This is a genomic window from Halosimplex aquaticum, from assembly GCF_028747785.1.
GTDB lineage: Archaea > Halobacteriota > Halobacteria > Halobacteriales > Haloarculaceae > Halosimplex > Halosimplex aquaticum.
The window spans coordinates 4,173,655-4,192,286 of the sequence record NZ_CP118158.1 but is presented as its reverse complement, the minus strand read 5'-3'; the positions used below and the strand labels follow the sequence as shown (position 1 = coordinate 4,192,286).

Here is an 18,632-nt window from a genome sequence, read left to right as displayed (position 1 = left end):
CTGTATGAGCCCTCCCACGGAAGCGGCGGGGACGGACCCGGCGCGAACCGAGTCGACGTCGTCGCGCGAGGAGTTCCGCCCGACCCGCTGGTTCCGGTGGCACCTGGTGGCGTCGCTCGCCCTGTTCTTCGCGAGCGCGTTCGCGGCATACGCGCTGGTCGGAACGATCCCCGTCGAGCAACTGGTCGCCCTGCTGGAGGACGCCCAGGGCGGTATCCCCGGCGATTCCCCGCTGCCGGAGTTGTCGTTCGTGCCGCTGCTGGTGAACAACCTCCGCGCCATGCTGTTCATCGGGCTGGGAGCGATCACGGGCGGGCTGCTCTCGGTGTTCGGCCTGGTCGTCAACGGCGCGGTCGTGGGCGCCGTGGTCTCGTTCGCGGTCCGGCAGACCTCGTGGGCGGTCGTCCTCGCGGCGCTGCTCCCGCACGGGATCCTCGAACTGTCGGCGTTTTTCATGGCCGCGTCGATCGGGCTGCGCGTGCCCCACCGGGTCCTCCGGTGGCTCCTCGGGTGGGACGAGACGCCGCTGAGCCGCGTCGAACTCGTCGAACTGGCGGCCATCTCGCTCCTGCTCGTGGCGATGATCGCCGTCGCGGCCTGGATCGAGGTCAACGTCACGCTCGACGTGGTCGAGTGGGTCGCCGGAGAGGGCGCGCTCGACCCAGTAAACGCCTGAAAACCCGGAATTCCCTTCGGAGGAGTTTTACGCGTGAACGGTGAATCGGCGACTGATGACTACGGCAGGTTCCGGTCAGAACGGGGACGCCGCGTCGCTCAGCGAGACCGTGGTGTCGTCGGTCGCGGCACACAAAGGCGTCGAGGAGATGGCGCTCCCGTCGCTGTACGACGTCCTCGATCCGGACGCGCTCGACAGCCTCTTCGATACCCCCGGGCCGACCCAGGGCGGGCGCGTGCGGTTCCACTACGCCGGGTGTATAGTCGTCTGCGAGAGCGACGGGACCGTCGACGTCCGCGACGACGGGGAGTAGGCGACGTCCTCCACGAGGTCGAACGCACGGACAGCGGCGTCGCTGTCGAGATCCACGCGAAAACAGCGGGAGAACGGAACAGGACGGGAGCGGCCTCGAGTGAGAACGGCGACTTAGCCCGAGATGAACTCGTTGTCGCGCCAGTTGACGCCCTCGGAGTCCTCGTCTTCGCGGGGGTCCTCGACGACGTTGATGGAGGCGGGCACGTCCTCGCCGTCGACGATGCGGATCGCTTCGAGGTCGTCGTCCGGCGAGATGATGGCGGTGAGGGTCCCCTTCTCGGCGATCCGGGCGATGTCACAGAGGACCTGGAACATCTCGTACTGCAGGGTGCTGTTCTGGAGGACCGTCTCGCGGTCGCCCTTGAAACAGGCGTACTCGACGAGTTCCGAGGGTGGTTCCTCTTCTTCTTCCTCCAGGGCGCCCCACTGCGGGCCGCCGGCGGTGTCCGTGGTGTGGACCGGGGTGCTGTCCTCGTCTTCGTCTTCTTCGATCTCTTCGTAGACCCGATTCTCCGTGACGCTGGCCTTCAACTGGGCCGTCGGCGTGTACTTGCTGATGCTCTCGTCGACGGAGACCGCGCTGATGATGAGCGTGTTGTTCCGGCGCGTGATGTCGACGTCTTCGACGTCCTCGGGGAGATCCGGGTCGTCGAAGAAGTCGTACACGTCCTCCAGGGGCAGTTCCAGTGTCGAGTGGAGTCTGTATACGCGGCTCATGTTTATGGGATCGCCGGCCGTCCGCTGACGACGGTGCTACACACCTGTAGAACGCCCACCCATATAGGGCCTACCCTTCCGACCCGGACCGCTTCGCCCGCGTTCCGTCCGTCGAGAAGCGCTCCGCCGCCGGGGTATCGCGTGGGTTTTTGACCGTAGAGGCCGGAGGCGAACGCGTGAAAGAGTACGAGCGCAAACAACTCCTGGAACGCATCGGCCGGGAGGGGGCGACCGTGGGCGCGGAGATCCCCGACCGGATCGAGGTCCAGGGGGAGCCGGTCGACCTGCGCGAGTTCGTCTTCGAGATCAAGCGCCGGGACACGGTCCCGGCGGGCGAGCGCGAGCGCGTCGACCAGGCGAAGACGAACCTCCGGCGCGAGCGGATCCGGCGCAAGGACCTGATCGAGGACGGCGATATCTCCCGCGAGGAAGGCGAGCGGCAGGCACAGGCCATCATCGGGATCGACCGCGCGCTCAACGCCCTTGAGAACCTCGGGCCGACGAACCTCGAAGCGGAGATCGAGGCCCAGGAGACCGCCGACAAGAAGCGCTGGATGAGCTTCCTGAAGCAGGCGCTGGGCCACGACCAGGACAGCCAGGGGTCGCACCGATCGTCGAGGTCACCATGAGCGCCAACGACGACATCGCCGCCCGTCTGGAGGAGTTCGCCGACCTGCTGGAGGCCCAGGACGTCGACTACAAACCCCGCGCCTATCGGCGGGCGGCCGAGAACGTCCGGGCCCACCCCGGTGACGTCGCCCGCCTCGCCCACGGCGGCGAGGACGCGCTCGACGAGATCGAGGGCGTCGGCGACGCCATCGCCTCGAAGATCGTCGAGTACGTCGAGACCGGCGAGATCGCGGAACTCGAAGACCTGCGGGAGGAGCTACCGGTCGAGATGGGGGAACTGACCCGGGTGGAGGGCGTCGGCCCGAAGACCGTCGGGACGCTCTACGAGGCGCTGGGGATCACGACGCTCGAAGAACTCGAAGCCGCGGCGGCGGCCGGCGAGATCCAGGAGGTCAGCGGGTTCGGCGCCAAGACCGAGCAGAACATCCTGGAAAACGTCGAGTTCGCCCGCGAGGCGACCGAGCGGGAACTGCTGGGCGAGGCCCGCCCGCGCGGCGAGGGCGTCGTCGACTACCTGGCGGGTCGCCCGGAAGTCGAGCGTATCGACCTGGCGGGGTCGCTGCGACGCTGGAAGGAGACCATCGGCGACGTGGACGTGCTCGTGGCCACCGAGGAGGGCGAGGCGGTCGTCGACGCCTTCACCGACTGGCCGGGGGCCGACGCGGTCATCGAGGCGGGCGACCAGAAGGCGAGCGTCCGCTCGGGCGAGGTGCGCGTCGACCTCCGGGTCGTCGACCCGTCGGAGTTCGGGAGCGCGCTCCAGTACTTCACCGGGAGCAAGGACCACAACGTCAAGATCCGGAACGTCGCCATCGACCGCGACCTGAAGATGAACGAGTACGGCGTCTTCGACGTGTCGGACGTCGAGGACCCCGACGCCGACCAGCGGGCGGGCGAGCGCATCGCCGGCGAGACCGAGGAGGGCATGTACGAGGCGCTGGACATGCCGTGGATGCCTCCGGAACTCCGGGAGAACTGGGGGGAGATCGAGGCCGCGCGTGACGGCGACCTCCCGGACCTGATCGACGAGGGGGACGTGCGCGGCGACCTGCACGTCCACACGAACTGGTCGGACGGCGACTACACCGTCGCCGAGATGGTCGAGGGCGCCGCGTCGTTCGGCCACGACTACCTCGCGATCACCGACCACGCGACCGGACCAGGGATGGTCGGCGGCGTCGGCGTCCCGGACGACGAACTCCGCGAACAGATCGAGGAGGTCCGCGCCGTCGCCGAGGAGGCGGACATCCCGGTGTTCACCGGCGTCGAGGCGAACATCTCGACCGACGGCGAGATCTCGGTCGACGACGACGTGCTGACCGAACTCGACGTGGTCGTCGCCTCGCCCCACGCCGGCCTCGACGGCGACGGGACCGACCGATTAGTCGCCGCGGTCGAGCACCCGGAAGTCGATATCATCGGCCACCCGACGGGCCGGTACATCAACCAGCGGTCCGGGCTGGACGTCGACGTCGAACGCCTCGCCGAGGCCGCGGCCGACAACGACACCGCGCTGGAGATCAACGCCAACCCGGCCCGGCTGGATCTGGGCGGCGGCGCGGTCAAGACGGCGGTCGAAGCGGGCGCGACGATCGCGATCAACACCGACGCCCACCAGCCGGCGAGCTACGACCTCGTCCGCTACGGGGTCCACACGGCCCGCCGCGGCTGGGCCGAGGAGACCGACGTACTCAATACGCGAGACGTCGAAGGCCTGCGCGAGTTCCTCGAATGACCGGCGACGAGCCAGACATCGACGAGCGCGCGCAACCGGCGAGAACGAGCACCGTGGCCACCGACGAGGAGATCCCCCAGCGGCCGTCTGCGGAGACAGCGCTGTTGCTCGACACGATGCTCGGGAAGCTCGCCACGTACCTCCGGATGTGCGGCTACGACGCCGCCTACGCGGCCGAGCGCGGGGTCGAGGCCGACGACGACGTGCTCGCGCTGGCCCACACCGAGGGCCGCGTGCTCGTCACGCGCGACCGCGACCTCGCCGAGCGCGGCGAACGGACGCAGTTGCTCTCGACCCGCGAGGTGACCGAGCAACTGCGCGAACTCCGGCGGTCGGGCTTCGACGTCGACCTCGCCGCGGAGCCGACGCGCTGCAGCGCGTGTAACGGCCCGCTCGAACGGGTCGACCGGACGGAGCCGACGCCGGAGTACGCGCCGGAGACCCACGAGGAGACCGTCTGGCGCTGTCGCAACTGCGGACAGCACTTCTGGAAGGGCAGCCACTGGGACGACGTCGCCACCACCCTCGACGACCTCTGACCGCGGCCGAGGCGTCGGGTCCGGCCGCGAGAACCGGCCGTCGAACGGCAAGCAACACGGCTTAATAGCACTTGTCCCTACCGGCGGACGAATGACGTTATCGGACGAGGCCCGCGAGCGACTCGCGGACGTGGTGGCGCTCCAGCCGACGAAAAACGCCGAGCTCCAGGCCCAGTGGGAGATGGACAGCGGGAGCGACGTCCACCAGTACCTCGAATCCGAGCTGAAAGACTACTACTACCGCAACGAGGACAGCCTCATCTGCGCCACGCCCGAGGCCAACGAACTCGTCGGCGACGAGGTCGAGGGGGAGGTCAACGAACAGGTCGTCAAAGCCCCGCCGCTGCAGGCGGCCGTCATCGACGTCGTCCCCGACCACGACGCCGAGCCACAGAGCGTCGTCGCGACGCTCCACGCCCTCCGCGAGGCGGGATTCGAGCCCGAACCCGACGTCGACGATGTGCGGTCGGCGCTGCGCTCGCTCACCGAGAAGGGCGTCGTCGAACGGGTCCAGAAGACGGTCCCGACCTACCGCCTCGCCGTCGAACGCGACGCGCTGGACGTCGAGCGGATCGACGGCGACGAGTAACGCGCCTGCACCTTCTTCGCGGCGGGGGTTCCCCGGTCGCTCCACTTGCGGCCACGGCGTTCCTCGCTCGCCACCGGGGTCGCGGTTCGTTCGCGACTGTTCGGGACGAGAGACGGGTGAGCGCTTCGAGCCGCTCCGCGGTCTCGGACAGGGAAGCAGGACGACCGGTACTACCGCGGGCTCGTCCGCGTTTCGCAGGCGTCGCGAGACTACGCGGGAACCGGGGGGAGCACCGCCGCGTCCAGCCAGAACCGTTCGACGTCCGAGATCAGGGACTCCAGCTCGGCCGGGTCCGTCGGCTTGGTGACGTAGGCGTTCGCTCTGGCCGCGTAGCAGCGTTCGACGTCCTCGTGGGCCGACGAACTCGTCAGGATGACGATCGGCAGCAACTCGGTCCGGGAGTCGTCGCGGACCGCGTCGAGGACTTCGCAGCCGTCCCGCCCGGGTAAGTTCAGATCGACGAGCGCGAGGTCGGGGACCGACCGCGACTCGTCGGTCGCTTGCTCCATGAGCCGGTCGACGGCCTCGTCGCCGTTCGTCACTGACTCGACTCTCGTCTCGCGGCCCGTCGCTTCGAACGCCTCCTCGAGAAGCCGAACGTCGCCGGGGTTGTCTTCGACGAGAAGGATCTCGAAGGCGCCATCAGCGCGAGCGGCGTTGTGGTTGGTCATAGTAGATCAGAACGAGGGGTTCCATGATGCGCTCGTGACCCTTTCACGACTGTTCTACTCCGACAGTCCCCTCTTCCAGGGAGACGCACAGTGCAGATCTCTCGTTACAGACAACTGCGGACGGACAGGTATGAACCCTCCTGTTCACCAAGATCATTAACGGTTCCGTCCTTCCGCGGACCGTCGAACGCCGGCCCCACAGCGACGCCGAGCCGACCCGGATCAGACTGAATGAAGAAAGTTAACCCGCCCTCTAAGATACACGATTGCGCCTCCGAATGTCTCCGGGACGGCCGAGACGAGCGGACCGAAACACCAGCGACAGAGTGCCCCGTCTCTTTCGGCGGCAACCGCTACGGCCCCTCGTCCAGGCCGGGTCGCTCGCGCCGCCGCTGGCTGTCGAGCAGTCGTTTGATACCCTTCCCCGGTCCGCCGGAGATCGGCCAGTCGCCCGCGCGCCAGACGGGCGGTTCCGGTTCGAAGTCCGGACACGAACCCGAGCACTGCCCGGCGGTCTGGTGGCACTCCTTGGCGGCGCAGTACGGCAGGAATCCGGGCCGCTCGTCGGTGAGTCGGAAGTGCCGGCAGTCGGGGCGCATGGTGTCGGCGTAGGCGCGCCAGCCGCGGCCGTAGGCTCGCTCGGCCAGTTCGAGGCGCTTGTCGCGTTTCCACTCGGGGTCGGCGTACTCGAAGCGGGCGGCCGAGGCGTCGTGGGCGCCCCCCGACGGACGTTCGAGGATGCGGGTCCCCGGGTCGTCGACGGACAGCGTCCGCGGGTGCCAGGAGACGCTGGCGTCGCCTTCGGCGTCGACGGTGAGGATGCCTGCCTCGACCGGCACGTCCTCGATCAGCGCCGGCTCGACCGTCTCGCCGGTCTCGGAGGTCGCGACCCACACCTCGTCGGCCAGCGCGAGCGCGACGTCCCGTTCGAGCTGCGGCGCGAGCGCGCGGGCGGCGCTGGCGTCGAGGTCGGGCTTGTTCTCGATGGCGACGATCCGCCGGACCCAGTCCGGGTACGGCGCGACCTGGCGGATCTGGATGCGGTTGTTCCGTTTGCGGGATTCGACGACCTCGCGGTCGGCGGCGCGGTGGATCGCCTCGCGGACGTACCGCCACGGATAGCCCGGATCCGGCAGCGCGTCGCGGTAGTATGTCCACTCGGTCGGCGCGTTGCGGACGACGTGCAGGAGGTCCGAGTCGAGTTCGTCCAGGCCGAAGCGCGCCCGCTGGCGCAGGCCGTCGGGGTCGCACTCGACGGCGACGGTGTCCCAGCGGCGGTCCCTCGTTCCGATCTGGCGCGCGACGACGACCGCGGCGTCGTCGGTCGAGACGCCCTCGGGCGGCCACTCGCGCTCGGCCCACTGGCAGACGCACAGCTCGAAGACGAACTCCGACCCGCCGAGGGCGGCGCCGTCGCCGGGTGACACGACCCGAGATAGGCGGTGGCGACCGCTTATAGGTTTCGCGAACGCGAACGGGACCGGACCCACGCGAGAGCGGGCTCCGCGGCGACCGTTCGCAGTCACGCGGTGTGTCCGAATGCTGACGTTCGATCCCGATCGGGCCGGCCGAGGTGCAGCGGCGCTGCCGGCCGTTTCCGGGCGTCCACTGGTCGCGACCGGCCCTCGCGATCGAACGCCGCTGGATACTGACCTGTTTCCATGAGGATAGGATTTATATACTATGCTGAGAGAGATGCGCACATGGCTGGGAACCTGTTCGGAAGCGGGTTAGTGGCGACAGCACTGCAAACGAGCACCGGCGCGGGCGACGCGCTGGCGGGGGTATTACTCCTCTTCATGGGCATCTCGCTGGTGCTCTCGATCATTAGCATCGCCGGGATGTGGAAGACGTTCACGAAGGCGGGCCAGCCCGGTTGGGCGGCTATCATCCCGATCTACAACTACTACGTCCTGGTCTGTGAGATCGCCGACCGGGACATGGTCTGGTTCCTGTTGAGCATCTTCATCCCGTTCGCGGTCATCATCCCGATGATCGACGTGGCGAAGGCGTTCGGGAAGGGAGCCGGGTACGGCCTCGGGCTGTTCTTCCTCGGGTTCATCTTCTTCCCGCTGCTGGGCTTCGGCGACGCCCGCTACCGCGGCGCGTCCGGCATCTGAACGGCGATCGCGGACGGAATCGCAGTTTTTACTCGGCGTTGAGGACGCTCCCCAGCGCCCCGCCCAGGATGTAGCCGATCGGCGACATGAAGAGGAGACCGAAGACGTTCATCAGCGCGCCGAGACCGTTGATCGCCATCAGCGCGCCTGCCGCCCCCTCGCCGGTCGCCGCGCCGAGGAGGCCGCCGAGTACTATCGACCCGGGGATGTAGACGACGTTGAACGCCACGGCGGCCAGCATCCCGGTGACGAGACTGAACTTGATCCCCTCCTCCGCGTCCGAGATCGACGTGAACGCGACCACGACGAAGGCGCCGAGGAAGACCTCTTTGACCAGCGGGACGTACCTGATCAGGTTGAGTATCGGGACGAACCCGGTGATCAGCAGCGCGACGAAGATCGCCGCCGTCGACTGCTTGAACGCCTCGTCGTCGAGTCCGAGTATCATAGTGGATTCCCGGTTACCCATCGACTGTCATTAACCTACTGGAACCGGACATGTGCTGTCGAGAGACGGATCCGATATCCGACCAGGGAGAAGCGCCAGATCTCGGCTTCGCGGATCGTCCGTGGTGAACCTGACACCCAACCGACCCATGAAGCGATAGCCAAGCGACCCGCTGGGCGCGCGTCCGGCGGTCGGGGAGTGCCGTCCAGCCCGGCCTACTCCTCGTCGGCTTCGTCCGCTTCCTCCGCGAGCTTCTCGTCGAGGAACTCGTGGGCCTCTTCGAGGATCTCGCGGGGGCCGTCCTGCGTGACGGTGTTGATGGCCTGTTCGTAGTCGCGCCACTGGAGGTCGCGGTGCTCGTGGGAGAGCTCGGCCGACGCCTCGAACGAGCGGGCGATGAACAGGTGTACGGTCTTGTGGATCGTGTTGCCGTTGGCTTCGAACACGTAGTCGTAGTCTTCTCGGAAGCCGTCCAAGAGCCGGAAATCACCGATTCCGGCCTCCTCTTTCACTTCGCGGATGGCGGTCTGCTGGAGCTCCTCGTCGCCCTCGACGCCCCCTTTGGGGAACTCCCAGTCGCCGGGGCGACTCTTCAGGAGCAGGTACTCCCGCCGGCCACGCGTGTCGCGAAAGAGGATGGCTCCCGCGCTCGTGGCCTCTATCATTGCCTGTACGTACTCTATCACTACTTAAGTTAATATCGGAGCGTCCGTCCCTGGAGACGACGCCGGGCTGACACCACGGTGGGCGGCAAACGCATCGCTTATCCGCGCGCCCGGTCACCGGACGCATATGCCGTTCGTCACGAAGCTCACGTTCACGAGCGGGGATCGACGCCTCCTCGACGACGTCGTCGACGGCGTCAAGTCCGCGGCCGAGCGCAAGGGCGTGGAGCTGAAGGGCCCGCATCCCCGGCCCCCGACCGACTACCGAGTGCCCCAGACCAAGCGGCTCTCGGCCGACGGCGGCCGGTTCGAGTCCTGGCAGTACACCGCGTACACCCGGACTATCGAGATCCACGGCCACGACGAGTTCGCCCGCGACGCGGCCGGCGACGACTACCCCGACCGCATCCACGTCGAAGCCGAGATCGAACAGGTCTGAGAGCGGAATCCGCCCGCTCCAGCCGCCCCCGGTGCGCCCGCTCGGGAACTCCGTCGAACCTTCCCCCGCGTCACGGTCGATTTCCACCCGAAACGTCTACATCCTCGCCGTCGTCTCCCCGGCCATGAGCCAGCCGAGTCGCGACCGCCTGGTCGAGTTGCGCCGCGCCTTCCACCGACGCCCCGAGCCCGCCTGGCGGGAGTTCTGGACGACCGCCCGCATCGTCGAGGAACTCCGGTCGCTCGACGTCGACGAGATACGCGTCGGTCCGGAAGTCCTCGACGCCGACGAGCGCATCGCCGTCCCCGACGACGCCGAACGTGACCGGTGGTTCCAGCGCGCGCTCGACGCCGGCGCCGACCCCGAAATTCTGGACCGGCTCCGGGGCGGGTTCACCGGCGCGATGGCGACTGTCGAAGGGGGCGACGGCCCGACGATCGGACTCCGCGTCGACATCGACGGCCTCCCCCGGGAGGAGTCGACCGACGACGAGCACGCTCCCGCCCGCGAGGGCTTTCGCTCCGAACACGAGGGAGCGATGCACGCCTGCGGTCACGACGCCCACGCGACGATCGGCCTCGGCGTCCTCGAAGCCGTCGCGGACAGTGACTTCGAGGGGACGCTGAAAGTGTTCTTCCAGCCGGCCGAAGAGGCCATCGGCGGCGGCAAACCGATGGCCGAGAGCGGCCTGCTCGACGACGTCGACTACCTGCTCGCCGTCCACGTCGGCCTCGACCACCCGACCGGCGAGGTCGTCGCGGGCATCGAGGGGTTCCTCGCGGTCCACCAGTTCCGCGCCGACTTCTCGGGCGAACCCGCCCACGCCGGCGCGCGGCCGTCGGAGGGGCGCAACGCCGTCCAGGCGATGGCCGCGGCCGTGCAGAACCTCTACGCCATCCCCCGACACGAGGACGGCAAGACGCGGATCAACGCCGGCAAGGTCGGCGGCGGCAGCGCGACGAACGTCGTCCCCGAGGAGGCCCACATCGAGGGGGAAGTCCGCGGCGAGACGACGGCGCTCATGGAGTACATGCGCGACCGCGCCCGGTCGGTCCTCGACGGCGCGGCGGCCATGCACGAGTGCGACGTCGAGGTCACGCCACAGGGCGAAGCGCCGGGGGCCGAGAGCGACGACGCCGTGGTCGACGTGGTCGAGGCGGTCGCCGGGCTGACCGACGGCGTCGACTCGGTGGTCCGCACCGACGACCTGGGCGGGAGCGAGGACGCCACCTATCTCATGCGCCGCGTCCAGGAGAACGGCGGGAAGGCCGCCTACGTCGGAATCGGGACGGACCACCCCGGCGGTCACCACACGGCCACGTTCGACGTCGACGAGGAGTCGCTCGTCGTCGGCGTCGAAACGCTCACCGAGACCGTCCGTGCGCTCGCGAGAGAGCGGCCGTGACCGGGAGTCGTCACGCGCCCGGTCCACGCCACCGGTAGAGGACGTTCCCGTCCGCCCCGTCGGAACTGATCCACGTGACCGTCACCTCCGTGCCCGAGAGCTTCAGGCGACCGGCCGCCGACGGGCAGACGGTGTCGACCGATACCTCCGCCTCCGTCCCCGCCATCACCTCCGAGGCCGAGACGCCCAGTTGCCGCAGATCGAAGCGGTCGGTGACCGTCCCGTGACCGAGGCAGTTCGCGTTCGATACCTGTACCTTCACGTTCTCCCGGGGGACGACCTCGCCGCCGGTGAACTCCAGCGCCAGTTCGTGGCCGCCGCTACCGACGCCGAACTCGCCCGATATCGCCACCGTCGGCGCCCCCATCCCCGTCAACGAGTCCTCGTACCCCATGAAGAACGTCGCCACCGTCGCCGCCAGGAGGACTGTGATCGCGACCATCAGGATGACCCCGATGACCGGTGATACCGCTCTCTGTGTGTCTCGTGCGTACATGGTCTTCCCCACGCGCCCCGTACGACCGCGGGACCCCCGACCTCGATACCGCCCGATCACCCCGACGGGCTGTTCCCAGGGCCGCTCCCACACGGCGCGTCGTACGTTCGATTAGTTGATCTTTGCATATAAATGTTTGTCAGGCTCGAACGAATTCACGCCAGCGTACAGGTTGCAGTCGACCGGATCGACATCGTCGCGCCCTCGTAGCCGGATCGTCCGCGGCCACGCAGGGCTATCGAGCGGAGAACGGTTTGTCGAGACGGAGACAGGTGGGCGGCTTCGGGGAGAACCAGCGGGACGGCGGGTCAGTACTTGGGGTCGGCGCCGGTCGTCGCGTAGACGTCGTCCATGATATCGTCGCGTCGGGCCTGCCAGTCGGCGAACCCGGCGCGAGCGTCGGGGTAGTCCTCGTAGTGGTCGAGCACGCGCTCGGCGAGCTGTTTCGTCTCGTAGAGGTCGTAGATGGTCCCCCAGTGGCCGAACGACTTGAGGGCGGTCTTGAGTTTCAGCCAGAGCCCGATCTCGGTCTCGCCCTCGTAGAGCCCTTCGGCGATGTTCTGGGCGGGGAGAGCGGCCAGCATCCCCATCAGGTCGTCGATGTCGTAGGCAGTCACGAAGATGTTGTAGACGTCGAGCGTGGCGAAGCGCGCCCCGAAGTGGTCCATGACGTTCTTGTTGTACTCCCAGAGGCGGTCCTCGCTCACGTCGCCGGCCTCGATGGCCTCGATGGCCTGCTCGCCCGCGTACTGGCCCGAGTGGGCGGCGCCGCCGATGCCGCCGCCGGTCGTCGGGTTGACCAGCCCGGCGGCGTCGCCCGCGGCGATGAATCCCGGCGCGACCGCCGAGTCGTAGGGCCGGCGCGTCGGCAGCGCCGCGCCGAGTTTGTCCTCGACGGTGGCGCCCTCGAACTCCTCGCGGTCCCGCAGGTCGCGCTTGAGGTCGTCGACGAGTTTCATCGGCTCCTCGGTCATCTGGAAGCCGAGGCCGGCGTTGATCTCGGTGTCGGTCCGCGGGAAGTACCACAGGTAGCCCGCGGCGCGCTCGGTCGGCTTGAACACGAGCGCGTCCGACCACTCGACGGGCTCGTCGACGGTGACGACCTCGCGGTAGGCCGAACAGAACTGCTGGTAGCTGACGTTCGTGTCGAAGGTGCTCCCGTCGAAGTCGACCTTGTCCTGCAGGATCGACAGCGCGCCGGCGCCGTCGATGACGATCTCCGCGTCGTAGTCGATCTGCTCGCCCTTCCGCATCGCGCGGACGCCGGTGACGGTCCCGTCGTCGGCCTGCGTGACGTCCTGGACCAGCGTGTCGTAGTGGAGGTCGGCGCCGGCCTCCTCGGCGCCCTCGATGATCCGGCGGCCGTACTCCCAGCGGTCGATGACCGCCAGTTCGCCGGGGACGGGGATCTCCAGGACGGTGTCCTCCTGGGGGATCTCGAAGCGCCCGTGGTCGACGTCGGTGTTGGTCATCGCGGGATCGATCTTGGACTGGGGGATCGCGTCCGGGAACGAGCCCGCACCCTTGAGGGCGTCGCCGCAGGCGATGTGGCCCCCTTCCTCCTCGGGCTTGCGCTCGAGGAGCGCGACGTCGTAGCCCTCGCGGGCGACGGTCGCCGCGGCGTAACACCCGGCGGTCCCCGCCCCGACGACGACGACGTCGTACTCGCGCGTAGTCATGGTCCAAGGTTCACGCGGGAGGGGGCAAAACTCTTTACCAACGTCGCGGCCCCCTGTGGCGAGTTTCCGCCCGTTCGACAGTCTCGACGGCCGACCACCGCTAGCGGGCATAAAGAGTTTAGGCGGAGACCACCGAACCGGTGGCCATGACCGACTACACCGTCGAGTTCACGGGGACCGGTGAGACGATCACGGTCTCCGACAAAGAGACCATCCTCAGCCGGTGTATCGAGGAGGGGATCGCCCAGGAGTACTCCTGCCGCGTGGGGATGTGTCTCGCCTGCTCGGCGAAGATCGAGGAGGGCGAGGTGACCCAGCCCGCCGCCCGCGGCCTCACCGACGAGGAAGCCGAGAACTACGCGCTGACCTGCATGGCCCGCCCGCAGTCGGACCTGAAACTCGACCGCGGCAAGTACCCGCCCAGCATCGAGGACGACGCCGCCGCGGCCGCCGGCGCCGACCCCGACGCCGCCTCCGCCGACGACTGACCGTCGAACATGAGTATCGCCCGCGCAGTCGGCGTCGCGCTCCTGAGCCTCGTCGACGCGCTGGTCCCGTCCGTCGTCGCGGCGCTGACCGTCCTCTTTCTCGCCGTGGATCCGACGGTCGACGCCGCGCGACCCTACCTGCTGGCGGCCGGCGCCGGCGCCGCCGTCTTCGTCGGCACGCTGGCGGTCGGATTCGCGCTCACGATGCTCGGTCACGGCCCGTTCCCCGTCACTCGCGCGACCAAGCGGATCTGGCAGTGGTGGCACCGACCCTGGTTCGCCGGGCGCCGCGGCCGGCGCGGCCGGTAGTGTGTCACTGACACCCACACTGGGGCAAACGCTATTCGATCCGCGGTTGACCGACCGGACATGAGCGACGCCGGCGGGGAGTTCACCACCCCACCAGCGGCCGAACCGGGCGACCAGGTAGCGGTGATCGCACCCTCCAGCGGTGCGGCGACGGTGTTCCCGGACGTCCTCGACCTCGCGCTGGAACGGCTCCGCGACCGGTTCGACCTCGAACCCGTCGTCTACGAGACCGCCGAGGCCGATCCCGACGAACTCCGCGAGAACCCGGCGATGCGAGCCGAGGACGTCCACGAGGCGTTCCGCGACCCCGAGATCAGCGCGGTCTTCGCGACGATCGGCGGCGACGACCAGATCCGGGTGCTGAAACACCTCGACGGCGACGTCCTGCGACGGAATCCGACCCGGTTCTTCGGGATGAGCGACAACTCCTGCCTCGCCAGTTACCTCTGGACGCACGGGATCGTCTCGTACTACGGCGGGCAGTTGCTCAACAACGTCGCTACGGCCGGCGACTTCCCCGAGTACTCCGAGCGGTACCTCCGGCGGGCGCTCTTCGAGGAGTCGCTCGGCGAACTGGAACCGGCCGAGGCGTGGACCGACGACGTCGTGGAATGGGGTAGCGACGCCTTCCCCGACACGACGCCCGAATACGAGGACAACGACGGCTGGCAGTGGGACGTGCCCGACGAGCACGCCGGCGAGACGATTTCGGGCCGGCTGTGGGGCGGCTGTCTCACCGTGCTCCAGTGGTTGCTCGCCGCCGACCGGGCGGTTCCCGATCTGGAGGCGCTCGACGGGGCCGTCCTCGCGCTCGAAACGTCCGAGGAGTTGCCGAGCGCCGAGGAGGTGCGGCGGATACTGACCTGTTTCGGCGAGCGCGGCCTGCTGGAGCGGTTCGACGCGGTGGTCGTCGGTCGGCCCCAGACGCGCAGCCGCGAAGATCAGCGCAGCGGCGAGGAGCGAGAAGCGTACCGGACCGACCAGCGGGAGGCGATCCGGCAGTGGGTCCGGGAGTACGACTCCGACGTACCGATCGTCTTCGACCTCGATTTCGGCCACACGAACCCGAACGCTCCCGTCCCGATGGGAGGTCGGATAGAAATTGATACCGACGAACGGCGGATTCGATTCCCCTGAGCGACGGAAGAAACCGTCGGATGAGTCGCGGTGCCGGCGGTCGCGTCAGTTACCGGTGACGATGGAGGCGACGCGTTCGCGGTCGAACAGCTGTTCCTCGGCGGGGATCTCGGGGTAGTGCTCGCCGTTCTCGTACCCGGGCCACTCGCCGAAGACGTCGGGGTAGAGCTGTTTCGCGGTCATCTCGATCTGGAAGAGGTTCATGAGCGGGCCCTGATACCGCATGCCCTGCGCGTAGACGCGGTCGTTCTCGACCGCGGAGAGGGTCTGGCCGACGGAGTGCGACTGGAGCTGCTCCCGGACCGACGCCATGTCGTAGCGCGGCGTCATGCCCCAGAGGTGGAGGATCACGTCCGGGTCGGCTTCGGCCATCGTCTCGTAGCCGACCGAGCCCCAGAGGCCGTCCCACTGTTCGCTCCCGAAGGCGTCGACGGCGCCGAGCGGCCGGGTGTCGGCGAGCCAGAAGCCCGGGCGGTTCAGGTGGTACGTCCAGAACTGGCCGTCGCCGAGCGTGACGCGCACGGCGGTCGGCCGTTCGTCCTCCGGCGGGAGGTCGGCCCGGATGGTGCTGAGGAGGTCGCTGTGGACGGCGTTGAGTCGCTCGTACCGCTCTCGCTCGCGGAAGACGTCGGCGACGTGGCCGAACAGCTCCCAGAGCGTGTAGTACTGGTAGCTGTCGGCGTAGGCCTCCGGTGGGTCGGCGTGCGTCCCGCTGTAGAAGTTCCCGAAGAACGGCCCGAGGTTCTCGGTTATCTCCTCGACGTCGCTCCGACTCCAGTTCTGCTGGGTGGTCGCCCAGGCGGGATCGAGGAGGTGGACGTCGCTGTCGAGCCCGTAGAAGAACTCCTTGGAGAAGTCGTCGTACGGGTTCACCAGCCCTTCCCACTCGAAGGAGACGCCCTCCAGTCGCTCGTAGTAGTGGTTCATCGTCGGACCGGCCATGTCCGGTACGAACATCGAGTTGACGGCGTCCCCGTGGCCCAGCGCGACCAGCATGTCAGCGTACTGGTTGTACATCGTGAAGACGTTCTCCGGGACCGAGTCGAACGCCACCTCGCCCACCGGGGAGAGCGTCGCCGTGTACGGACCGCTGTCCGTCGCGGTCGCCGTCGACTGGTCGGTCGGCGACGGCGTGTCCGTGTCCCCGTCGGTTGCCGTCAGCGTCGGCGTCTGGTCGGCCCCGGTCCGCTCGGTCGCAGTCGGTTCGCCGTCGGCCGCCCCGGCGTCCGGCGTTTCCCCGCCGTTGTTGGCGCACCCGGCGAGCAGTACGCCCCCGAGGAGCGCACCCCCGCCCGCGATGTACTGTCGACGCGTCGGCCGTCGGCTGTCGTCGCTGTCGCCCATGGATTAGGCAAGCCTAAACCAACAGATAGTAGTTTCGGATCGCGGCCGAGAACGGGACTCACGCGGGCCGAACCCGTTCGTCAGTCCTCGTCGACCGGGTCGAAAGCGTTATCTCGCGTCGGGAAATCGCCGGACTCGACCTCGCCGACGTACCGCTCGACGGCCCGGCGGATCTCCGCGTCGAGGTCGGCGTACTGCTTCGAGAGGCTGTACGGTTCGGCGCCGAGGCCGAGCACGTCGGAGACGACCAGGACCTGCCCGTCGACGTACCGGCCGGAGCCGATGCCGATCGTGGGCACGTCGACGGCCTCGGTCACCTCGCGAGCGACGCCCTCGCTGACCGTCTCCAGCACGATAGAGAACGCGCCAGCCTCTTCCAGGCGCTGGGCGGTCTCGACGAGCGCCTCGCCCGGCGACGACGTGCCGGTGTCGCGGCCCTGCACGTACGCGCCGCCTATCTCGTTTTTCCGCTGGGGCGTCAGGCCCACGTGGCCCTGGACCGGGATGCCGAGTTCGGTGAGGCGGTCGACGATCTCGATGGTCGTCTCGCCGTAGGGCGCGGTCTCCAGTTTCACCGCGTCGGCGTTCGCCTCCTTCAGGAACCGGCCCGCGTTCCGCACCGACTCCTCCATCGACGTGCCGTAGGTGAGGAAGGGCAGGTCGGCGACGACGAACGACTCTTCGGTCCCGCGGACGACAGCGGCGGTGTTCGAGAGCGCTTCCTCCAGCGTGACGGGCAGCGTGTCGTCGTACCCGAGGTGGTTGTCGCCGGCGCTGTCGCCGACGAGGATCATGTCGACGCCGCCGCGGTCGACCTGCCGAGCGATCGGCGCGTCGTATGCCGTCAGCATCGTCAGCGGCTCGCCCGCGTCGTACTTCTCGTAGAGGTCCGGAATGGTGTTGCGAGACATCGCGATTGGTCTCACTTCGACTCCCCTCCCGTTTATCAGTTGCCGGAGCGTGACAGGACCTCCGAGTACCGAGACGTCCCATCAAGCCGACCGGCGCGCGCTGTCGCGGCCTCCGTGCCGCGACGTAGCCGTGCGAGGGATGAGTAGCGCAGGGCGAGCGCGAGCGAGTCCCGAGCAACGCAATCGGCTGGGGAGGCGTGTGGCTGTCTGCGGTGCTGTGCGGTGCGATTCCTGGCGTCCTGGCGAGCGGAGCGAGCCAGGGCTCAGGCGACGACAAAGCGAGTCTCCTGGCGGACTGAAAGGGCGAGGCACGCTCGCGGGTGGTGCGCGGGCCCTATCCGAGGGAGCGCCAGCGACCGAGGATATCCCGCACAGCGCCCGCGAGCGGGCCGAGGGCTTTCGACACCCGCTGTCTCCTGTCCCGAGATCAACTTCTAGCGATCGAGGCGAAACAACGGACCGTACAACAGCGGCAACTCGAACACTCACGCGACGACAGACGACTCCGGACCGTTTAGCTCGGCGAACACGTCCCGGATCAGGTCGGCGTCGGTCCGGTGAATCCCGAACACCACGCCATCCCCGAACTCACGAATCTGCCGCGCCAGCCCGGCCAGTCGCTCCGCCTCGGTCCCGGAGGTCGAGAGCTGGAACGACAGCGAAGCGTCCAGGTCACCGACTGCCGACGCGAACCCGCGGGCCAGCGACTCGACCCAGTAGGTCGTCTCGTAGCCGGTGCCACAGAGCGGGACGAGGAAGCCGTCGACGTGCTCGGCGAGCGCCGCGGGATCTAACCCGGCCCGCTCCTGCAAGTGGCCCGGGTAGGGGTCGGGATACAGCGTCGCGATCACGTCGCCGTCCGCGCGGTCGGCCGCGTCTGCGACGAACTCGGTGATCACGGTCGAGCGCCACTCGACCCGCTCATCGAAGTCGCTCTCGCCGAACAGCCGCTCACACCGGTCACAGCGGCAGAAGTCCTCGCCGGGAAACCCCGGTGTCGTGAGGCGCACGTCCCCGACCGCGCCCACGTCGGCGATCCGGTCGAGCAGCGCGGCGCGGTAGTCGGGATCGGTCGGACAGACGGTCCCCCAGTGGTGACCCTCCACGTCGGGCGCGGCGGGCGTCCCGTCGCCGGCCACCGCGGCCCGGTCGGGCGACTCCCGGACCGCCTCCGTGTCGCCCCAGCAGGCGACGGAGTTGACGACGCCGGGGACGGGGTCGCGGCGCGTGCCCGACACCCGCTCGGCGAAGTAGTACGTGCGGTCGCCGAGGCCCTCGCGGGCCAGATCGGCGTCGGCGGTGAGGATGCCGTACATGAC

At 68.5% G+C, this 18,632-nt stretch carries 22 protein-coding genes; 12 read left to right on the top strand and 10 right to left on the bottom strand.

The annotated features are described in order from the left end of the window. The first annotated feature begins 4 nt into the window (after positions 1 to 4). On the top strand, positions 5 to 676 hold the full coding sequence (locus PSC72_RS20590) for a stage II sporulation protein M (protein ID WP_274323300.1): 672 nt from the start codon (positions 5 to 7) through the stop codon (positions 674 to 676). A 55-nt stretch (positions 677 to 731) separates the two neighbouring features. Beyond that, positions 732 to 989 (top strand): HalOD1 output domain-containing protein, encoded by a 258-nt coding sequence (locus PSC72_RS20585; protein WP_274323299.1) that lies wholly within the window; start codon positions 732 to 734, stop codon positions 987 to 989. Positions 990 to 1,102: 113 nt separating this feature from the next. Here the strand turns inward: PSC72_RS20585 and PSC72_RS20580 are convergent, their stop codons facing one another. Further along, positions 1,103 to 1,708 carry a DUF7110 family protein gene (locus PSC72_RS20580; RefSeq protein ID WP_274323298.1) on the bottom strand — a complete coding sequence of 202 codons (606 nt, stop codon included), beginning with the start codon at positions 1,706 to 1,708 and terminating at the stop codon, positions 1,103 to 1,105. Between the two features lie 176 nt (positions 1,709 to 1,884). Between PSC72_RS20580 and PSC72_RS20575 the strand changes: the two genes are divergently transcribed. The 4 genes from PSC72_RS20575 (at position 1,885) to PSC72_RS20560 (ending at position 5,201) form a co-directional block, all read left to right on the top strand. Then, the gene (locus PSC72_RS20575) at positions 1,885 to 2,337 is read left to right on the top strand and encodes a DUF5788 family protein (RefSeq protein ID WP_274323297.1); all 453 of its coding nucleotides are present in this window, start codon (positions 1,885 to 1,887) and stop codon (positions 2,335 to 2,337) included. After that, positions 2,334 to 4,073 (top strand): DNA polymerase/3'-5' exonuclease PolX, encoded by a 1,740-nt coding sequence (polX, locus tag PSC72_RS20570; protein ID WP_274323296.1) that lies wholly within the window; start codon positions 2,334 to 2,336, stop codon positions 4,071 to 4,073. The genes PSC72_RS20575 and polX overlap by 4 nt, the downstream gene beginning before the upstream one ends. After that, positions 4,070 to 4,612: a Mut7-C RNAse domain-containing protein gene (locus PSC72_RS20565; protein ID WP_274323295.1), complete on the top strand. Its 543-nt coding sequence runs from the start codon at positions 4,070 to 4,072 to the stop codon at positions 4,610 to 4,612. Before polX ends, PSC72_RS20565 begins: the two co-directional genes overlap by 4 nt. A gap of 91 nt (positions 4,613 to 4,703) precedes the next feature. Continuing rightward, positions 4,704 to 5,201, top strand: a complete 498-nt coding sequence (locus PSC72_RS20560; protein WP_274323294.1) for a DUF5797 family protein — start codon at positions 4,704 to 4,706, stop codon at positions 5,199 to 5,201. A gap of 209 nt (positions 5,202 to 5,410) precedes the next feature. On the opposite strand, the gene PSC72_RS20555 is transcribed toward PSC72_RS20560, so the two are convergent. Next, on the bottom strand, positions 5,411 to 5,872 hold the full coding sequence (locus PSC72_RS20555) for a response regulator (protein ID WP_274323293.1): 462 nt from the start codon (positions 5,870 to 5,872) through the stop codon (positions 5,411 to 5,413). 353 nt (positions 5,873 to 6,225) lie between these two features. Next, positions 6,226 to 7,299, bottom strand: coding sequence for a DUF5787 family protein (locus tag PSC72_RS20550; protein WP_274323292.1), 1,074 nt, complete (start codon positions 7,297 to 7,299; stop codon positions 6,226 to 6,228). 276 nt (positions 7,300 to 7,575) lie between these two features. Here PSC72_RS20550 and PSC72_RS20545 point away from each other — a divergent pair, with 276 nt between their 5' ends. Continuing rightward, positions 7,576 to 7,992, top strand: a complete 417-nt coding sequence (locus PSC72_RS20545) for a DUF5684 domain-containing protein (protein ID WP_274323291.1) — start codon at positions 7,576 to 7,578, stop codon at positions 7,990 to 7,992. Between the two features lie 28 nt (positions 7,993 to 8,020). Here the strand turns inward: PSC72_RS20545 and PSC72_RS20540 are convergent, their stop codons facing one another. Beyond that, entirely contained in the window at positions 8,021 to 8,440 is a 420-nt protein-coding gene (locus PSC72_RS20540; protein ID WP_274323290.1) for a hypothetical protein, read from the bottom strand. 215 nt (positions 8,441 to 8,655) lie between these two features. Then, entirely contained in the window at positions 8,656 to 9,105 is a 450-nt protein-coding gene (locus PSC72_RS20535) for a bis(5'-nucleosyl)-tetraphosphatase (protein ID WP_274323289.1), read from the bottom strand. Positions 9,106 to 9,232: 127 nt separating this feature from the next. On the opposite strand from PSC72_RS20535, the gene PSC72_RS20530 reads away from it, so the two are divergent. Together PSC72_RS20530 and PSC72_RS20525 are read left to right on the top strand one after the other, a co-directional pair. Beyond that, positions 9,233 to 9,544, top strand: a complete 312-nt coding sequence (locus tag PSC72_RS20530) for an uS10/mL48 family ribosomal protein (protein ID WP_274323288.1) — start codon at positions 9,233 to 9,235, stop codon at positions 9,542 to 9,544. 124 nt (positions 9,545 to 9,668) lie between these two features. After that, positions 9,669 to 10,949 (top strand): amidohydrolase, encoded by a 1,281-nt coding sequence (locus tag PSC72_RS20525; protein WP_274323287.1) that lies wholly within the window; start codon positions 9,669 to 9,671, stop codon positions 10,947 to 10,949. A gap of 10 nt (positions 10,950 to 10,959) precedes the next feature. On the opposite strand, the gene PSC72_RS20520 is transcribed toward PSC72_RS20525, so the two are convergent. Together PSC72_RS20520 and PSC72_RS20515 are read right to left on the bottom strand one after the other, a co-directional pair. Then, a complete protein-coding gene (locus PSC72_RS20520; protein ID WP_328518167.1) occupies positions 10,960 to 11,391 on the bottom strand; it encodes a type IV pilin N-terminal domain-containing protein in 432 nt (143 codons plus the stop codon). A gap of 362 nt (positions 11,392 to 11,753) precedes the next feature. Beyond that, a complete protein-coding gene (locus tag PSC72_RS20515) occupies positions 11,754 to 13,124 on the bottom strand; it encodes a geranylgeranyl reductase family protein (protein WP_274323285.1) in 1,371 nt (456 codons plus the stop codon). 146 nt (positions 13,125 to 13,270) lie between these two features. Here PSC72_RS20515 and PSC72_RS20510 point away from each other — a divergent pair, with 146 nt between their 5' ends. Genes PSC72_RS20510 through PSC72_RS20500 form a run of 3 tightly spaced genes read left to right on the top strand, consistent with a single transcriptional unit; the run spans position 13,271 to position 15,058 of the window. Beyond that, positions 13,271 to 13,612 carry a 2Fe-2S iron-sulfur cluster-binding protein gene (locus PSC72_RS20510; RefSeq protein ID WP_274323284.1) on the top strand — a complete coding sequence of 114 codons (342 nt, stop codon included), beginning with the start codon at positions 13,271 to 13,273 and terminating at the stop codon, positions 13,610 to 13,612. Between the two features lie 9 nt (positions 13,613 to 13,621). Continuing rightward, the gene (locus tag PSC72_RS20505; RefSeq protein ID WP_274323283.1) at positions 13,622 to 13,921 is read left to right on the top strand and encodes a hypothetical protein; all 300 of its coding nucleotides are present in this window, start codon (positions 13,622 to 13,624) and stop codon (positions 13,919 to 13,921) included. A gap of 60 nt (positions 13,922 to 13,981) precedes the next feature. Further along, the gene (locus tag PSC72_RS20500) at positions 13,982 to 15,058 is read left to right on the top strand and encodes a S66 peptidase family protein (RefSeq protein ID WP_274323282.1); all 1,077 of its coding nucleotides are present in this window, start codon (positions 13,982 to 13,984) and stop codon (positions 15,056 to 15,058) included. A gap of 45 nt (positions 15,059 to 15,103) precedes the next feature. Here PSC72_RS20500 and PSC72_RS20495 read toward each other — a convergent pair whose 3' ends face one another. The 3 genes from PSC72_RS20495 to PSC72_RS20485 all read right to left on the bottom strand — a co-directional run bounded on the left by PSC72_RS20495 (position 15,104) and on the right by PSC72_RS20485 (position 18,629). Beyond that, complete coding sequence (locus PSC72_RS20495; RefSeq protein ID WP_274323281.1) at positions 15,104 to 16,402, bottom strand: ABC transporter substrate-binding protein; 1,299 nt, start codon at positions 16,400 to 16,402, stop codon at positions 15,104 to 15,106. An 80-nt stretch (positions 16,403 to 16,482) separates the two neighbouring features. Beyond that, positions 16,483 to 17,313, bottom strand: coding sequence for a 3-methyl-2-oxobutanoate hydroxymethyltransferase (gene panB / locus PSC72_RS20490; protein WP_274323280.1), 831 nt, complete (start codon positions 17,311 to 17,313; stop codon positions 16,483 to 16,485). Positions 17,314 to 17,798: 485 nt separating this feature from the next. After that, entirely contained in the window at positions 17,799 to 18,629 is an 831-nt protein-coding gene (locus tag PSC72_RS20485) for a hypothetical protein (RefSeq protein WP_274323279.1), read from the bottom strand. Positions 18,630 to 18,632: the final 3 nt, after the last annotated feature.

What these genes read in the sequence shown, in the direction of transcription:
- PSC72_RS20590 (WP_274323300.1), top strand. Translation starts at nt 5, where the DNA reads ATGAGCCCTCCCACGGAAGCGGCGGGGACGGACCCGGCGCGAACCGAG.
- PSC72_RS20585 (WP_274323299.1), top strand. Translation starts at nt 732, where the DNA reads ATGACTACGGCAGGTTCCGGTCAGAACGGGGACGCCGCGTCGCTCAGC.
- PSC72_RS20580 (WP_274323298.1), bottom strand. Translation starts at nt 1,708, where the DNA reads ATGAGCCGCGTATACAGACTCCACTCGACACTGGAACTGCCCCTGGAG.
- polX (WP_274323296.1), top strand. Translation starts at nt 2,334, where the DNA reads ATGAGCGCCAACGACGACATCGCCGCCCGTCTGGAGGAGTTCGCCGAC.
- PSC72_RS20565 (WP_274323295.1), top strand. Translation starts at nt 4,070, where the DNA reads ATGACCGGCGACGAGCCAGACATCGACGAGCGCGCGCAACCGGCGAGA.
- PSC72_RS20560 (WP_274323294.1), top strand. Translation starts at nt 4,704, where the DNA reads ATGACGTTATCGGACGAGGCCCGCGAGCGACTCGCGGACGTGGTGGCG.
- PSC72_RS20555 (WP_274323293.1), bottom strand. Translation starts at nt 5,872, where the DNA reads ATGACCAACCACAACGCCGCTCGCGCTGATGGCGCCTTCGAGATCCTT.
- PSC72_RS20545 (WP_274323291.1), top strand. Translation starts at nt 7,576, where the DNA reads ATGGCTGGGAACCTGTTCGGAAGCGGGTTAGTGGCGACAGCACTGCAA.
- PSC72_RS20540 (WP_274323290.1), bottom strand. Translation starts at nt 8,440, where the DNA reads ATGATACTCGGACTCGACGACGAGGCGTTCAAGCAGTCGACGGCGGCG.
- PSC72_RS20535 (WP_274323289.1), bottom strand. Translation starts at nt 9,105, where the DNA reads ATGATAGAGGCCACGAGCGCGGGAGCCATCCTCTTTCGCGACACGCGT.
- PSC72_RS20530 (WP_274323288.1), top strand. Translation starts at nt 9,233, where the DNA reads ATGCCGTTCGTCACGAAGCTCACGTTCACGAGCGGGGATCGACGCCTC.
- PSC72_RS20525 (WP_274323287.1), top strand. Translation starts at nt 9,669, where the DNA reads ATGAGCCAGCCGAGTCGCGACCGCCTGGTCGAGTTGCGCCGCGCCTTC.
- PSC72_RS20520 (WP_328518167.1), bottom strand. Translation starts at nt 11,391, where the DNA reads ATGGTCGCGATCACAGTCCTCCTGGCGGCGACGGTGGCGACGTTCTTC.
- PSC72_RS20515 (WP_274323285.1), bottom strand. Translation starts at nt 13,124, where the DNA reads ATGACTACGCGCGAGTACGACGTCGTCGTCGTCGGGGCGGGGACCGCC.
- PSC72_RS20510 (WP_274323284.1), top strand. Translation starts at nt 13,271, where the DNA reads ATGACCGACTACACCGTCGAGTTCACGGGGACCGGTGAGACGATCACG.
- PSC72_RS20505 (WP_274323283.1), top strand. Translation starts at nt 13,622, where the DNA reads ATGAGTATCGCCCGCGCAGTCGGCGTCGCGCTCCTGAGCCTCGTCGAC.
- PSC72_RS20500 (WP_274323282.1), top strand. Translation starts at nt 13,982, where the DNA reads ATGAGCGACGCCGGCGGGGAGTTCACCACCCCACCAGCGGCCGAACCG.
- PSC72_RS20495 (WP_274323281.1), bottom strand. Translation starts at nt 16,402, where the DNA reads ATGGGCGACAGCGACGACAGCCGACGGCCGACGCGTCGACAGTACATC.
- panB (WP_274323280.1), bottom strand. Translation starts at nt 17,313, where the DNA reads ATGTCTCGCAACACCATTCCGGACCTCTACGAGAAGTACGACGCGGGC.
- PSC72_RS20485 (WP_274323279.1), bottom strand. Translation starts at nt 18,629, where the DNA reads ATGTACGGCATCCTCACCGCCGACGCCGATCTGGCCCGCGAGGGCCTC.